This window comes from Planctopirus limnophila DSM 3776 (assembly GCF_000092105.1).
Classification (GTDB): Bacteria; Planctomycetota; Planctomycetia; order Planctomycetales; family Planctomycetaceae; genus Planctopirus; species Planctopirus limnophila.
On record NC_014148.1, the window covers coordinates 622,011 to 637,500 of the forward strand.

10 protein-coding genes and 15 tRNA genes are annotated in these 15,490 nt (G+C 51.6%); 2 read left to right on the plus strand and 23 right to left on the minus strand.

Annotation, left to right across the window (positions count from 1 at the left end; genetic code table 11):
* Positions 1 to 11: 11 nt before the first annotated feature.
* The 3 genes from PLIM_RS02630 to PLIM_RS02640 all read right to left on the minus strand — a co-directional run bounded on the left by PLIM_RS02630 (position 12) and on the right by PLIM_RS02640 (position 4,743).
* Positions 12 to 719: a DUF4126 domain-containing protein gene (locus PLIM_RS02630; RefSeq protein ID WP_013108782.1), complete on the minus strand. Its 708-nt coding sequence runs from the start codon at positions 717 to 719 to the stop codon at positions 12 to 14.
* 90 nt (positions 720 to 809) lie between these two features.
* Positions 810 to 2,876, minus strand: coding sequence for a hypothetical protein (locus PLIM_RS02635; RefSeq protein WP_013108783.1), 2,067 nt, complete (start codon positions 2,874 to 2,876; stop codon positions 810 to 812).
* Between the two features lie 229 nt (positions 2,877 to 3,105).
* Positions 3,106 to 4,743 carry a TROVE domain-containing protein gene (locus PLIM_RS02640; protein WP_041400983.1) on the minus strand — a complete coding sequence of 546 codons (1,638 nt, stop codon included), beginning with the start codon at positions 4,741 to 4,743 and terminating at the stop codon, positions 3,106 to 3,108.
* An 84-nt stretch (positions 4,744 to 4,827) separates the two neighbouring features.
* On the opposite strand from PLIM_RS02640, the gene PLIM_RS24940 reads away from it, so the two are divergent.
* The gene (locus PLIM_RS24940) at positions 4,828 to 5,175 is read left to right on the plus strand and encodes a four helix bundle protein (protein WP_013108786.1); all 348 of its coding nucleotides are present in this window, start codon (positions 4,828 to 4,830) and stop codon (positions 5,173 to 5,175) included.
* Between the two features lie 527 nt (positions 5,176 to 5,702).
* On the opposite strand, the gene PLIM_RS02650 is transcribed toward PLIM_RS24940, so the two are convergent.
* The 13 genes from PLIM_RS02650 to PLIM_RS23985 form a co-directional block, all read right to left on the minus strand.
* Positions 5,703 to 6,803, minus strand: a complete 1,101-nt coding sequence (locus PLIM_RS02650) for an RNA ligase (ATP) (RefSeq protein WP_013108787.1) — start codon at positions 6,801 to 6,803, stop codon at positions 5,703 to 5,705.
* Between the two features lie 409 nt (positions 6,804 to 7,212).
* Complete coding sequence (locus tag PLIM_RS24945; protein WP_013108788.1) at positions 7,213 to 7,743, minus strand: endonuclease V; 531 nt, start codon at positions 7,741 to 7,743, stop codon at positions 7,213 to 7,215.
* A 403-nt stretch (positions 7,744 to 8,146) separates the two neighbouring features.
* A tRNA-Arg gene (locus tag PLIM_RS02660) sits at positions 8,147 to 8,218 on the minus strand.
* Between the two features lie 81 nt (positions 8,219 to 8,299).
* Positions 8,300 to 8,385: transfer RNA gene (locus tag PLIM_RS23970), tRNA-Ser, on the minus strand.
* An 83-nt stretch (positions 8,386 to 8,468) separates the two neighbouring features.
* Positions 8,469 to 8,542 (minus strand) — tRNA-Leu (locus tag PLIM_RS02670).
* A 299-nt stretch (positions 8,543 to 8,841) separates the two neighbouring features.
* Positions 8,842 to 8,914, minus strand: a tRNA-Leu gene (locus PLIM_RS02675).
* Positions 8,915 to 8,993: 79 nt separating this feature from the next.
* Positions 8,994 to 9,068 (minus strand) — tRNA-Asp (locus PLIM_RS02680).
* Positions 9,069 to 9,079: 11 nt separating this feature from the next.
* Positions 9,080 to 9,151 (minus strand) — tRNA-Cys (locus tag PLIM_RS23975).
* 9 nt (positions 9,152 to 9,160) lie between these two features.
* A tRNA-Val gene (locus PLIM_RS02685) sits at positions 9,161 to 9,233 on the minus strand.
* Positions 9,234 to 9,404: 171 nt separating this feature from the next.
* A tRNA-His gene (locus tag PLIM_RS23980) sits at positions 9,405 to 9,478 on the minus strand.
* A 2-nt stretch (positions 9,479 to 9,480) separates the two neighbouring features.
* Positions 9,481 to 9,554 (minus strand) — tRNA-Gln (locus tag PLIM_RS02690).
* Positions 9,555 to 9,572: 18 nt separating this feature from the next.
* A tRNA-Gln gene (locus tag PLIM_RS02695) sits at positions 9,573 to 9,644 on the minus strand.
* Positions 9,645 to 9,869: 225 nt separating this feature from the next.
* Positions 9,870 to 9,944 (minus strand) — tRNA-Asn (locus PLIM_RS23985).
* 47 nt (positions 9,945 to 9,991) lie between these two features.
* Here PLIM_RS23985 and PLIM_RS23555 point away from each other — a divergent pair.
* Positions 9,992 to 10,351, plus strand: a complete 360-nt coding sequence (locus tag PLIM_RS23555) for a four helix bundle protein (RefSeq protein ID WP_013108789.1) — start codon at positions 9,992 to 9,994, stop codon at positions 10,349 to 10,351.
* Positions 10,352 to 10,376: 25 nt separating this feature from the next.
* Here PLIM_RS23555 and PLIM_RS02710 read toward each other — a convergent pair.
* The 7 genes from PLIM_RS02710 to PLIM_RS02735 form a co-directional block, all read right to left on the minus strand.
* Positions 10,377 to 10,447: transfer RNA gene (locus PLIM_RS02710), tRNA-Gly, on the minus strand.
* Positions 10,448 to 10,545: 98 nt separating this feature from the next.
* Positions 10,546 to 10,618: transfer RNA gene (locus PLIM_RS23990), tRNA-Lys, on the minus strand.
* Between the two features lie 21 nt (positions 10,619 to 10,639).
* Positions 10,640 to 10,712 (minus strand) — tRNA-Ile (locus PLIM_RS02715).
* A gap of 7 nt (positions 10,713 to 10,719) precedes the next feature.
* Positions 10,720 to 10,791 (minus strand) — tRNA-Lys (locus PLIM_RS02720).
* 1,072 nt (positions 10,792 to 11,863) lie between these two features.
* Entirely contained in the window at positions 11,864 to 12,982 is a 1,119-nt protein-coding gene (locus PLIM_RS02725) for a hypothetical protein (RefSeq protein WP_013108790.1), read from the minus strand.
* Positions 12,983 to 12,999: 17 nt separating this feature from the next.
* A complete protein-coding gene (locus PLIM_RS02730; protein WP_013108791.1) occupies positions 13,000 to 13,836 on the minus strand; it encodes a hypothetical protein in 837 nt (278 codons plus the stop codon).
* 87 nt (positions 13,837 to 13,923) lie between these two features.
* Entirely contained in the window at positions 13,924 to 15,447 is a 1,524-nt protein-coding gene (locus tag PLIM_RS02735; RefSeq protein WP_013108792.1) for a MotA/TolQ/ExbB proton channel family protein, read from the minus strand.
* Between the last annotated feature and the right edge of the window lie 43 nt (positions 15,448 to 15,490).

Sequence of the window (15,490 nt, forward strand, 5' to 3'; positions counted from 1 at the left end):
GGCTGATCTCGTCAGTCATGCAACTCCGGCGGCAATTTTTGTCCGTCCTGATCTGCTGGCTGAGGGATGTCAGAAACTTGGTCTCGACGAGGTTCGTCACCGTGAATGGCAGCATCGCCTGTTTGGCGAAGCCATCGCTGCCGAAGTCGAACTTTTGCATAGCCCAGTACGCGAAAAAATAACCAGCTCATCATGACGAGCAACACGATCGCAATCATTCCGGCCAGAATCGGAAGTACCACTGCCAGTATCGAAAGCAGTAATGCGATGAGGTCTTCAATCACCGAAACGACAGTGGTTCCAGTTCCAGCCGTGGCTACGTTCACTGCTGGTCTGATCGCTGAGCGGGAAAGATGGACGGTACTCCCTACGAGGCAACCAGCAGCGAGGAGAATCACAGGGTGAATCTGGATGACGGAGGATGTCTGGCTGGCAAACAGAATGGCGCTGGCGATGGGAGCCAGAAACATGCCGACCGTGTGCAGAGCGTGGTCAACGGCAGGAATCTTATCCCCGATCAAATCGATCAGCCCTAAAATGGTGATCGCAATCAGCAGATATTCATTGCCAAGCCAGTCATAGGGTGCAGCTAACGTAATCCAGCCACTTCGATGTGCTAGCCCCAGCGTGATTAAAGAAACGTAGGTATTTAAACCACTGGCCGCCGAAAGCCCCAGTCCACCCATGAGGCCAGTCAGTGCTTCAGAGAGTGGTGGCATGATGGACAACTGGTGAAAATGAGGATGGTTGTGAGCGTGACGTTCTGAACCTGCGTTGGCTATGAAGATCGATCAAACAACATGAATTGATCAGCTGGCTGTGGCCTCGCGTTCGATGTCATCCGAGTTGAACTGGACGTCGACCAGAGTTGTCACCGGGTACCCACTGCGGGGATTCTGACCTTTGCGGAACTGCAGTCGCCAGATGAGATTGCCGTTAAGTTCATCGATACCGCCGGCCTCGGAAGGGAGAAAAGTCTCAATAGACTCTCCCGGTGCGAGCGCAATCCCCAGGGGCATGTTGGCAATCGACACTTCATCTTGCAGAGGGAGTTCAAAAAGATTGATCACACCGGTATCTGACGCCAGTTGATCGGCCCACTTGATGAACTGATTGGCACGACTGCCAAATCGTCGATCACGAAAAAATACCAGCTCTCGATCCAAAGGGATAATGGTCTGATCCCGGCTGACATTCTTGAATCGAACGAGCAGCTTCAGAACTGGCTCGGTTGTTTCTGATGAGGAGTTCGAGGCATTCTGCACGATGCTGATCGGGCCGCGAGTGACTTTCAGTGGAGTCAATTCGATGTTGCCGAAGCGACGCGTCTGATTCAGTTTGAGGGTGTGTAGCGGGGCCACACGATTGTCGGGATTGATGAGTGTGACTGAGATGCCGGTGGCGGGCGGTTTGATATCCGGCAGGCTTTCGAGTTGATGGTAAGGTTGTCTCATGTATTGCACGATGAAAAAGAGAAGTGCAAGAGTCGAGGCACTGGCATAGCCCGCCAGCAGGAGAAAGAGTTGCCTGGAGACGACCTCTTCTTTTCGGAGAGATGCAGGATTCTCCGGAAAAGCGTCGGCAGTTCCGGCCGATAAACTTCCGACTGGCACAGGTTGCCTCGAGAACTGAAAATTACCCTCCTGAACTTTGTCTCCTGATCGTTTTTCTGATGTAGTTCCAGTGGAAACCAGAGTGAGATCTTCACCGGTCGGAAAAGGTTGGGCCAGTTGGGAGAAGCTGGATAGCTGTTGGACATCCAGATTCGTCTCGGGGGTTTGTGCAGCCACTAACGGCTGATCAAGATTTGAGAGAAAAGCGAGCGATTGATCTTCGGCGGAGTTGATTTCCGTACCTGCGGAGATCGATGGCGCATTTGATGTGGCGACGGCTGGGAAATCGGGGGTTGCTGAATCTCCGTGACCTTGCGTCGTTACGTCAACAGTCATCGAAGGTTCTGTGAGATTCATGGCAGGCTCTGCTGTCATGAGCCCAACGCCGGCTGTCTGTCGAATGAGTTCGGCCAGTTGTGGTGATGACTGGGAGAAGTGATCTGTTTCCGGATCGCTGGTATGAAGATCGTTGCTGAGGGATGGATCGATCGTTGTGGCTATGGTGTGGCCTGGTAGACCAGCCGGAGAACTATAGCTGTCATCTGCAAGTGTTGGATTTAGAGTCTCTTCAGTCACGGCAGGGAATGATTCACTGATTTCCTGCAAACTGGAATGGGGGGCGATCACTGGCTGTGAGTCGGGTATGAAGTCGAACACCACCTCTTCTTCCGGCTCGCTGGTCACGGCATGGGCTGGTTCAAAAGAAGGCATGCCAGGAAGAGATTCTGCCGGCACTGTTTCCGCGATGATTGATCCCAGACTTGGAATGGGGAGCTCATCCATCCCGGGAAGATGTGGGCTCGGAAATACAAAAGACTGCAAATCATCATGATGTTCGCCAGGGCCTGAGGGCTCTGTCGAGGATGGAACAGTCTGGAGAAAATCGAAGTTGACGGTCGCCGGACTTGTTGCGCCTGTCGGGCTGTCGATAGCAGGTATGAACGGAGGCAAGAAATCTTTTGAGGCCATCGGGGAGGAAGTTGTATTGGTCGAAAAATCAGGCTGAGGTATGGATGACAGAAAATCCGGGATTGATGCTGATCCAGGGAAATTCTTGGCAGGGGCACCAAGCTGAGAAAAATCAAATGTCGAATCGATGCTCTCTGCTTCGGAACTCACCGGAGCGACAGGCTCGGACTCCACGGGGATTTCTGATTGAACTTCGAGATGGGCACCGCACTCGGGGCACTCCACAACCACATTTCCTTCGGCCTCGACCATCATCGGGTTTTGACAGGAGCCGCAGATAATCTCAAATGGCATGCAAGGGACTTTCCATCAGAGGGAAGACGGATTTCTCTGTACAGAATAAGCATGTCGGTAGGCTGATGCGAGATCTACTCCCGGAAAGGGTCATTTCGCTATGGAATGGGGCTTCGGCTTTTTCCATGGACTGTCTCTTCCCATCAAATAACAACACCCGCGGGCCGGAATTTCGACCCGCGGGTGTTGGCTTGAGTATACAGAAAATGGATCGGAGTCCAATTCGCGTTTACAGTTCGATCGCTTCCACTTCAGCCACGAATCGCTGGTTGTTGTCAGCGAGGAATGCACTGATCACGTTGAACACGGCGTCACTGAAGCCACCGATGTTCATGATGTCAGTTCGCTCACAAGCCTGGACTGTCTGGTACGGCTGCAAGTCGATGTTAATCAACTTCGGTGGGGCAGCTTTTCGGCTCAGCTTTCGCTGGTTCGATGAAAAAGCTTCCCAGGCCGTCATCACACCGGTTGAACCGTGCCGTCCTGTTCCGACCCAACTCTCGTTATCGCTCACGAGAACCATGCCGGCGAACTTTCGTCTCGCATACTTCTGGTTGGCAACAACCAGTGGCAGCGAACAATCCGTTCCGCCACCGCCGTACTTCGCCAATCGCTGAGCAATGCTCAGGATCGAATCGTTGGGATCGATCTTCACATCGTAAGCCGACGTATCGAACGGAATCACAACGCTGGCCGGGTTACGCCTGAGGATCGCTGCTGCGAACAGTGCTGCCACGTCGATGCAGCGCATCTTCGAAGTTGCACCTCGTCCACGGTTCCCAGTGACCGGGCTGCTCATTGATCCAGATGTATCCAGACCAATCACCACCGGTCCCGGCAACTCCGGTACGTTTCCACAGGCGATCTCGGCGGCCTTATGCAGTGCAGTCTTGATCTTCTGCGGAACGTTGTCGTCTGCGTTCAAGTACGCAGCAAAGTACTGGTACGGGAACTGCTTGGAGCGTTGAATCTCCGTCTTGTCAGCGATCCGGTCAGCCACGTAATCAACCATTGCACTTGTGGCGAGCACATCGTGTCGCAGCAAAGTGTTCAAGTTCATACGTAGTGCCTGCGGACCCATCTTGCGAGCCAGAACTGCCCAAACCTTCGGTCCCCTGGCGGCATCGGACAACAAGTCCCAGCGGACGATGTCGAGTCCACCAGCGATCAAGGCCTGCGCTTCTTCGCTTTCCGACTTGCGGTACGCGATCAGCGACTGAACTTCGACCGGCAGGTCGGCTTCCGTGGCGGGTGCCCACTTGTCGATGCTCTTATCGGTCAACCAACCGAACATCGCCCGGCGAGCGTTGTCCTTAGGTGTCGGTCGAGCCATACGCAGGATATCCCGCAAGCTCGGATCGTTACCGATAGACGCGCTCAACAGCTTTCCAACCGAGGCGGTGTTTAGCCAACGCTGGAAGGCTCGCTGCACAGAGCTCGACAAGCCAACGCGACTCTTACCGGCCTTGTTCTTGAACTGACCTGAGCGAATCATCTGGAACACAGTTCGCAGAACGCGACCGTTGTCGACCACGCGATCGAAGACGCGATGCATCAACTCGGTATCACGAACTGACAGCGCGACCAGCAATGCAGCCGGCATGTCTTTCATGAACGCTTTCTCACGAGCATAGAGAGCCAGCTTCGCCAGGTACTGGTTGTCGTCGACTGTGTCGATCAACTTGAGCACTTCGTCGAGCTGTGATTCTGCAGTACTGTAGAACGCGTTGTTGAAGGTGCCGGTAGCAGCCACCTGGGCCAGCGCGTGTTTAGGTTCGAGTTGATATGCGAGGCCACCGGCTTCGTTGACGGCGTTGGCCTTCGGGAGTCGGCCAAGTATGCTTGCGAAAAGAGACATGTTTGCCATAGTGGAATTGTGAAGTTTGAAGTTCGAAGTTTGAAACCGTAAGATGACGGCGCGAGTCAGTAAGTTTGAATAGTCGAAGGTAATATGAAGAGCGATTTACCTGATAGAACGTTCGCGTTTGCAGAAAGAATTGTGCGGTTTTGTATGTTCTTGGAGCAAAATGGCAGAGTGTCAACAACATTGGCAACGCAACTGCTTAGGTCGGGTACATCGGTGGGAGCCAACGTTGAGGAAGCTGGAGCATCAGAGAGCCGCAAAGACTTCATTCACAAGTATGCAATCGCTTGCAAAGAGGCACGCGAGTCTCATTACTGGCTTCGTCTATTGGCCGTGTCAGAGGTCGTTCCAAAAGATCGATTAGAACTACTCACGAGTGAAGCAAATGAACTCATCGCTATTTTGACAACGATCATCAAGAAGTCGCGAGAATGAATTTCAAACTTCGAACTTCCCATTTTGAACTTCGTCGGTGTACTCTGAATCAGCAGGCAATCATTATCTCGGCTTGAAAATGTTGGAACGAGGTATGAACAAGAGTTGCCTTTCGGCAATACGGACTTCCGACTTCAAGCAACATTGTCACTCGACCGTTGACAGGCATGTCTATCTTTGAAAAGACTCGCATGCCATTCACTAGCGGGTCACCCCGCAATCGCTACCTTAGGCCCGTCATGGAATCCTGTCCGTCAGTTCCAGCCCTTGTTGGACTCATTGATGAGATGGAAGGTTCGCTTCACTTCAGCGATCTTGAAGGCATTAAAGCCGGAATCCGGTCCATGTTCGCATCGACGAGTTCCTCGATAATGCTCCCTAGAGTGGTTCTGTTGCCAGAGCTGAAGGGTAGATTCGCGTCAAGGTCGATAAGCATGCAGTGCCGATGCGTATTATATGGACGTTTGGTCTTTTCCAAGCCATATCCGTGATTCTTGTACTGAAGCGAATGGCGCCATCGATGTTTCTCACTCGTCATACTTCACAAGAAAGGCGGGGTTAATCGCTTTAAAGCTTAATCGTCCCCCCGTGTCCGGCTCGAATGTTTCCGATATGGGACGGAGAACGATTCCTTCGCGCAAGGTGGATGAGTTCAAAACACTTTTTCCTTCGGCGAGCTTAATCAGTTCGTCGATGGAATGGTTCAGTGTCACCTTTTCGAGGAATGGTACCGCCACGAGACCAAGCGACTTAATCACCTCTTGCATTTGATCGAAGTCCAACAGCATCCCGGTCGTTAAGTTCACGACATTAAAAATTCTCAGTGTCACAAACTCGAGCCGGTATTTATTGCCCTGGATTCCCGGGCCAATCATCTCTCCTTGAACCGCCAGGTCGAAGCCTAGTTGCTTTGACATTTCAGCCAGCTTTTCCCTCAAATGGAATGACTCGGCAATGGCGACATACTTCGATGTGCCATCCATCTCGTCAATCCACTGATTGCGGCTGCAGATGCCGAACTGAGACTGATAATGGAATGCCGTGAAGGAACTTCCATCGAGCTTTTCGGTGACAATCAACTCTTTTCCTTTGTGTCGCTCGAGTGCGTCTGCGAGCAGCTGAACACGAGTTTCATCTGTTTTGGGCACAAAGCTTGGAAACGGACCTTTAATCTTGCCAACCATACCAGCAGGTATAGGGGGCTCCCATTTCACGATGCCGAGCTCGGCAGTGACTTCAGTGCCGAGCGGCAGGTGATCACCGTTCGGCACCAGGGAAACGGGAAAACAAATTCCTTGTGAATATTGTCCGCGGAGTTTGATTGTGCGAATTCGGAAACCAGCTGGTACCGCAATGCGACCGGTCGCATCGATTTGTGCGGGCTTGAAGCAATTGCTACGGAGAAACTCGAATTCTGAACGCTCGGGAAGGAGTGAGTCGATTTCACAATAGATGATTTTGTCACCGACGCGATACTCTCCGCGCTTGACCACAACCGCCCAACCCAAAATCCTTGCCAGTTCAATCGAGTCTGCATTTGTGATTGGCTCGATGGCTGAAATTGTCTGTATGGTTGCCAGTTTTCGCATGTTTTTTGAGATTTGGAGTAAAGGAAGATGAGCAGTCATTTTGGTTTACGAGCAGGAACGCAGTGATTCGAACACTGTCCATCGGTTTTGGAGGCCGAGTCCGCTCCCAGGCGAACATTCCTGTAGAATAAGGAACAAAAGGTAAAGTAAAAGAGATCAGCGGGGCGACCGAAATGCGAGACGATAGCAATCTGCAGGCGTCTCTGCGCCCGAAAGTAACCGTGTGCATCGGCAACGCATCGAATCTGGCCAAGGCAATCACCTCAGAAATACAAATGTGTTGGCCTGCCGAATAAATGGCTCATCGCGAGCCGGCACAAGCCGGCTCTATTCATTTCAGTCATACAACTGGTAATCCATGAGATCGACAATCCTGGCAGTGTCGTTCAACGGGATGATCCGAACACGCAGATCCGTAGCTATAGCAAGCTCCAGCGCTGGCGTTGGTTCATGCATCATCCTGACTTTTCGAAACAGGCTCGGGTCCACTCCTGCTCAGACGATCGACAAGTGCGAGAATCGTGGGAGTCCTGTAACTTCCGTGCATCTCGCTCACGCACCTTGCCGCTTCGCTTTCGTTGGTTCCCACTGCTGTGATCCAGAGTGGTCTCGAACTTTTCCCCCGATAAACTTCAATCGCGTTTTTTGCTGTCGCAAACGAAGTCTTGGCCACACCGATCACCGGGACTTGACCTTCAAGTAACTCGAACAGGTGAGCACCCAACCCCCTTTTTCCGTTGGCATCGAGCCATACGTATCCGTCGACAACGATAAGGCTTGGTTTGGCAACAAGCTGATTCAGTACTGCCTTTATGCATGGCAGTTCGCGTTTGTAAAATTCTCCAGGGATGTAATCTTCGATGCTCGGAATCTCGACCGTGTGACTCCCCTGTGGCAACTCTGCCTTCCAATCGGAGATTGTGACGCATGCCGCCAGCGCAGATTGCACTTGATATCCGACATCGACGCAAGCGATCACAATTTCCTCCTTTGATTAAAACACCTGACGAGGTTGTGGCCAGAGTTATTACCTCGACGGACGCAAAGCGACCTTCGAGGTTCCGGCCCATTGTTACATTAACGAGTGGACCGGGCGGGAATCGAACCTGCTAAACCATGTACTCCGAACCGGCAGTCAAGTGTTGTTTCAAAACGATCGATGAAGAGATGTGTCAGAGGGTTTACGGCGCTCTACCACTGAGCTACGGCGCAATGAACTAAATCAAAGTTGCGCCAGTGGGATTCGAACCCACGACTTCCGGCTTATCAGGCTGTGCTCCAACTCGGCAGTCGATCGTTGTTTGAGACTTTAGGATTCAGGTTCCAGGTATCAGGTGTGGATTTCCTGAAGACTGACACCTGACTCCTAAAGACTGTTCTAGTAGCTCGACCAGGAGTCGAACCTGGAACTTCTCGTTAGAAGCGAGAGGTGATATCCACTTCACCATCGAGCTGCGAGCAGTCTTGAGGAGGGAGACTTGAGTCTGAAGAAAATCCTCAAGACTCACATCTCACTCCTCACTACTGTTTTTGAGCGGAAGGTAAGGGATTCGAACCCATATAGCACGAATGCTGCACTGTTTAGCAAACAGGCCCGGCCAACCATATCCGGCTACCTTCCAATTCAGGTTTCTGACCTCGGGTTTCAGAATTCAGGTTTTGAAATTCCTGAAGCCTGATAACTGACTCCTGAAACCTGATGAGTGACGCAGGCGGGATTTGAACCCGCAATCACGAAGGTTTAAGCTTCGCCGCTATTCCAATTCGCGTACCGCGTCGGAAAAAGTTTGAATTGAGAAGTGTGAAGTGTGAAATTTCAAACGTCGAACTTCACAATTCACACTTCCAAACGGCCTGCCAAGGAATCGAACCTTGTCTGAAAGTTTCGAAGACTCTCGTGCGAATCCATCACACTCGCGGGCCCTATCAACACGTATCAGGGGGAAGGCATCAGGTTTCAGGAAGAGGAAATATCCTTGCCAGGAGTTGAACCTGGTCCGTAACCTTCGCAGGGTTAAATGCAGTCCCTTACACCTCAAGGACATTAAATGGAACCTGAATCCTGAAACGTGATTAGTGGTGCAGGGGGGATTCGAACCCACAAACACTTGTTTCTAAAACAAGCCGCTCAGCCGCTGGCGTACTGCACCGAAAGAATTGTGAATTGAGAAGTTAGAACTGTGAAGTGGGAAGTTTCAAACTTCAAACTTCTGAATTCAAACTTCCGAGCGACCCATACCGGATTTGAACCGGTGATCTCCGCCGTGACAGGGCGGCGTCCACTCCAGGCTGGACCAATAGGCCGTAAACAAAAGAGGCGCTACCGAGATTCGAACTCGCGATCAGCGTGTTTTGCAGACACGCCCCGCACCAAGCGGATTAGCGCCGTGATTAAATCGTCCTGGACAGACTCGAACTGTCGATCGACTGTTTGTAAGACAGATGCCTTCGCCGCTAGGCCACAGGACGATGCGTTTAAAAAGAGCGGAAGACCAGGGACTCGAACCCCGAAGCGCCAGGCGCCAGCCGTTTTCAAGACGGTTTCCTCATCCAGCCGGATGTCTTCCAGATCAGGTTTCAGGCATCAGGGATCAGGCTTCAGAGCGAGAAGGGGGACCTGAAACCTGAAGTCTGGCAAAGGGTGACCGATCGGAATTGAACCGACATCGACCTGGTTCACAGCCAGGTTCCTGAAACCAATACAGGACGGCCACATTGCCGGAGGCAGGAATCGAACCTGCGAGCTTCTGGTTCAGAGCCAGACGCAACGACCAACAGTTGCTACTCCGGTAATTTGATATCTATCAACCCGGGCGGAAGGAGTTGAACCTTCATACCACTGCTTCAAAGGCAGTTGGCTTACCATTAGCCGACATCCGAACAACCTTCATCAAACAGAGTGCCATGTCGGAGTCGAACCGACCTGACCGAATTGGAAGGTTTTTCACGTTGTTTCATGATCGACTTCGTTGGGGAATCAATCGTTGCACAACGTGTGACTTTCCGGCCACCTTTAAAAACCTTTGCCGCTCGGCCAATGGCACGGTGGGAGTTTGAAGTTCGAAGTTTCAAACTTCGAACTTCTCAATTCACACTTCTGAAAGGCTCCGGCGGCAGGAATCGAACCTGCGTCCAGGCGATTAACAGTCGCCTTCCCGTACCAGCACAGGACCCACCGGAGTAAGATCAGGTTTCAGACTTCAGGAGTCAGCTTTCAGGAGAAAATCATGCGAGACTATCACAAGCTGCGTGCATTCGAATTAGTCGATCAATTAGCACTGGAGATTTACAAATGTACAAAGTCATTTCCAAAAGAGGAGATGTTTGGGCTTACGTCACAAATTCGACGAGCGGCAGTTTCAGTACCATCAAATATCGTTGAGGGTTGTGCGAAATCGTCGCAAGCTGATTACTCACGTTTTCTGGAAATAGCGTATGGCTCAGTTTGCGAAGTAGAATATCAAATATCACTTGCAGATCGCCTTGGATATCTCGATTCACAATCCGCCAAAGAAACAGCCTCACTTGCCAGTGAAACAGGACGCGTGCTTAACGGATTACTTCGATCGCTGAGGACTGAAGCCTGAAGCCTGAAGCCTGAAGCCTGAGCAAAGCGTCCAGCGAGAATCGAACTCGCAATTCCTCCTTGGCAAGGAGATGGGTTACCACTACACCATGGACGCCTTTTGTTGGCTCAACCAAATTGTCAATGAGCGATGAAGTGCGAATTGGGAAGTGTGAAAGTTTCAAACTTCAAACTTCTTACTCCAAACTTCTAAAGTGAAATTGGTGGGTATCGAAACCACATCGGCCGGTTTAAGAGACCAGTGCATGACCTCGTCTGCCACAATCCCATTTACGTTTTGTCTTCCAAGTCGGCATGGAAGGAATCGAACCTTCGACTCACGTCTTATAAGGACGCCGCTCTCACCACTGAGCTACATGCCGTGATGAGTGAGGCCTGTGGGGTGTGAACCCACGCTTTACGGATTAAAAGTCCGCTATGCTGCCGCTACACCATAACCTCATCGATGGTTGTGGCTATGTATTTCAAGCAGCTAAGTAATGGCATTGTGTTGTCCCTTGTGTTGTTTGTTCTTCAGTAGTAGCTCTGAGAATCGAACTCAGCGCGACTCGGTTATCAGCCGAATTTGCGCAACCAGCCCTCGACTACCATCTCTTTAAGTCGGGCACCTCCGGGTCGAGCCGAGATCCTCCTGCTCCCAAAGCAGGCCTGCTCACATCTGCGCCTCTGCCCGGCGAATCAGTCGAGAAATTAGAGAACAGAAAGTAGACCGCAGTAGATGGTCAAGTCTTTTCTACTCTCTAATTTCTCTTGTCTACGGCTCTGCGGCTTTGCCGCCAGTGGACCTGCAGGGAGTTGAACCCTGTGACCTGGATTGCAAATCCAAGTGCCGACCCGTCGGCAAGCCCTTCGCTGATGGATTTCAATGACCAATCGACAGCCAGGTAACCTGTGAATAGCTACGAAAAAACCCGGTGTCACCTCAAGGTCACACCGGGTTACCAGTCTTGTGGGCTGGCCTGGTCTATGAGGTCAACCCATCGAGGCTATCGGTGTGTTTCCGATTTCGTTCATCGGAGATTTGGCGGCAACTCTGTCTGTTCTGATTGGGCAGCAAGGATAATAAATGACTCGCCGAGCCTTGATTGCCTGACGGATTCAGGCTCACTCTGGAGGACTGTATGAACTGAAGATGGTTCTTGTGCAGAATTGACATGTTCAATATCCAATCGCTCTTGAACGTCACTTCGATACAAGAGGCGTACTCAGCTATCTTGGTCATTTCGTTAAGATCGTGTTCCTGGCTGGCCCCTAATAGACCTTTCTCAGGCAAATCTGGTTCGCAGAAAAACGGCCAAGAGAAAGATTTTTGAGATTCTTTGGTATCTTGCTCACGGCTGGGGAATCGTTTCAGGCATCGCAGCAAACAGTCCGGCACAGATGCAGCATGATTAAGTGCTTACCTGGCGAGCCAGAATCTGCTGGAGTGAGCGGCATCTTTCATAAACATGATCGACGATGGGACTGGTCCTGTGATTCGCTGAAGACGGGCCACCGGTTAATCGATGACCGGCTAATCGATAACATTGGGTGGTTTTGCGGGTGTTTGAGGGGTGATGGGAGGTGGCGCCGGTGGACGTGGTGGTCCTAGTTCAATATTTCCCGGGATCCAGGATTCGTAAACCCATTGATCAGGTCTGGGTTCCCAGCCGGCAGGAACGTTGGCCTGCATCAAAACGTGTCTTGCGGAGAGGTAGGCATCGAAACTGTTCGTCAAAACATCAAAGACAACATAAAACTTTTGTGGATCGATACTTGCCAGCAGGCGTCTTCCTGCGGATTTTGTTGAGGCGAGTTGTTCGACAGTAATCCCTTTGTTCTCACGCGGGATCAGGCGAATGCGAGGCCAGCGCTTGTCGGCAACAAAGTATTCCACCTTAAAAAACTCGTCATTCGGAGAAGGCAGCTTGGTATAGAAGTTCTCAAACTTTTCGGGGTCAATACCAGCCTCGGGATTCGTATTGAGTTTGTAGCGTAAGATAATGCCTTTGGCCTTTTCTTCGGCATCTTTGCGTATGTCGTCGATGCTGATGGGGTAAATCTTGTTGTTAGCGCAGAGGATACTCAGGCGTTTGGCACCCTCAGGAGCTGGCCGTGGACTGGGAATGCTGACAACTTTTGGGGGTGGTGCTGGCTTGACAGGAGTTTTATCCAGCCGGGCCTGCAAGTCGGCTTTTTTGGCTAGCGTCTCGGCGATCTGGGTTTGAAGTTTGTCGCGTTCCTGCTGATTCTGCTCGATTTCATTTTCGCTTTCGACTGCCATTTTCCGATCGTTCTCGATCCGCATCGCGAACTCGTTGGCTTGCTTGTTCTGTGTTTCCAGCAGCTTCTTGCGTGCGGCCAATGTTTCCTGCATGCGAGCCAGCCGTTCTTTTTCGGACGCCAGATTGAATTCATTCAGTCGGGAGTCGACCGACTGCTTTTTCTCCAACAGCGCGTCGAGTTCCTTTTTGGCGGAATTCAGATCGGCTTCTGTGACTGTGGACCGGGAGACGACGTCGCGAATCGTCTCCTGGACGTTGAGCTGTGTTAAGAGCAAGACGAGAATGAGGACGGCAACAACGTTCGTCATTGCGTCCATCAGCGCATCCAGATCCAGTTCGTCGCCCTGTTCTTTAGGACGAGGTTTCATAGGTACGATCCTAATAACTATTTATCATTATCTGGTGATGACTTCTGTGATTCCAGCTTTTTTGTAAAGTAGCTGAGATCAATTTTTCCTGCGCCAATGACAGGCAATCTTCCATTCGATATTTCGCGATCTGTACAGAACTTGCGTGCTGTGTTGTAGGTGTTCAGCCCATCGCTGCGAATGAGGAACACAACCGAATGCGAGACGTTATTGGCAGCCTTTGAGAGAATTTCCAGGAAGTCTTTATCAGCTGCAAGATTGGCCGTGCGAACGGTCTTGGGAGGGGAGAGGTCGTGCAATACGACGGCTCCATCCTGGCATTCGATGAAATGCGGGATGAAGTTGAGCCCTGAACCACCGGGGAGAATGGAAACATTGGCCGGTGGGGCATCTTTTCTACTTTTGAGGTCTTTCTCGAGTTGAGCGATCTGCTCTGCCAGAGCTTTGGATTCGGCCTGCATGGCAGCGAGTGTTTCGCGTTGGGAGGGATCAAGCTTCGGAACGACGATTTGTGCCTGCTTCAGCTTATCAAGCTCTGCCTGAACCGCTTCAATTTTTTTGGTGAGTGAAAGAATCTCTTCTTCGGTAGCGTCGATCTGCTGGCGGGTCAATGCCGCAGAGGGCCCGATTTTTTCATCGAGAAGCTTTTGCAGTTCCGCTTGACGTGCCTGCTCCTCTTGAATTTTAGCAACGGTTGCTTCGTAGGAAGTAATGACCGCGGCATCTCCGGCAGTCATCTGTTCAAGCGAGGCGGCAGCGATCATCAGCATGAGAATACCGACGACGCTGGTCACAATATCCATAAAGGGGAAAAGCGAGAAATCATCGGGTTCTGCTGCCCGCTTCTGAGCCATGTGAAAAAGCTCCTGCTGTCCCCAGTGAGTCGAAAATCTTCGGGAAAAATGACTGCTTGGTGATTCGCCCAAGAAAGAGATACGCAATTACTTCCAGCCAAGGCTTCCCAGCCAGCCACCTCGTCGGCGTTTGGAAGTTTCAGTTGCTGCTGGCATCTGCTGAATGACAATACTTTGTTCGCCCAGCTTAACGAGCACATTGTTCAAGCTGCTCAGGCCACTTTCGAGGCCCTGGAATTGTGTTTGAAGGTGCGTCTGTGTGGTACTGAAAGACTGGTTGACGCTGTTTTGCATCTGTTCCGTCTGTGTTGCCACCGTGGTAAGAGTCGATTGGATCGCTTGAGCAGCTTGTGCCATCTGCTGCAATTGATCGTGCAATTGCTGCTGATGCGCTGTTTGCTGCTCTCGTAGCTGTGCGGCGAAATCGAGTTGATGTTTCTGGAAGCGAGAGGCGACTTTCTCCCAGCTTTCCGACATTTGCGTGGTGAGTTTGCCGCCGATGGAATCGAGCTTTGCTAACCATTTTTCAAGTTCGGCGTGATGAGTTCCCATAGCTGCTTCGACGGCTTCCCGGAAGGCGGAGGTGCTGCCACCGGCGCCACGTTCGGAGCCACCTTCTTTGCCATCGTTGAGACGCCTGAGAAAATTTTCGTTGCAATACTCGTCGACCGAAGTGATGAGATCTTCTTCGCTCTTTTGCAGGGCCGACATGGGGATCTTGATGACGACACTCATGATCAGTGCCAGCAGGGTCGTATCGAAGGCTGTTGCCAGGCCTGCGAAGACCGCATTCATCGCGCCCTTCAATGCATTCATGTCGGATGCGGCCGCGAGGCTGGCAGCCAGACTCGCCACGGCGACGCTCAAGCCGAGGACGGTACCGATAAAACCGAGGATGGGGAGTGTCCACAGAAAGACTTTAACGTAGGAGTAACTCCCGGTGACATTGTTAATGTCGATGGATGACTGGGATTCCATCATCGTGACGGTTTCGGCGGCACTTTTGCGAACGCGAAAATGTTCGATCCCCCGCAAGACGCGGTTAATGAGATAACTTTTCGAAGAAGATCCGGGCAGTTCGCGAATATGATGGACGAACTTGTCTAGTGACTTTGGATTGATCTCCTCAGAGATTTCTGTAGGAAGGACATCCAGAAGCATGGCCTCTTTCTGGCGTTTGATATGCAGCCATTTGAGGAACAGGATGGCCAACGCCCACGCGAAGACAATCGTCAGCCAGTAGGGAATCACACCGCGATCCCAGAAAATCTGGCCTAACATATTCGAGCGGAAAGGGAGCATGGCCAGGAAAATGGCAACACTCAGCCCGAGGGCGATGAGGCCGGACAAAATGAGGCTGACATCGCTGGATGCAGAGTCGGCTTCGTCCCCCAAGAGAGTTGCCGACGTGCTTTTTTCTGTAGGAGAGATGTTTGGAACGTCGCCAGTATCACTGGGGAAGTTTGTCAGCCCCAGGGTACTGAGTGAGTTGCCTGGGATGCGGATGCTTTCACGGCAGTAGGGGCATGTACGAGTTTTGCCTGCTAACTCTTCGGGAACCTTAAGAGTCTTGCTGCAGTGGGGGCACAAAAACTTGGAAAAGGTGGGCATTCTGTCTGAATATTCCTATGCAGGTCAGCCGCAGCATCCGAGC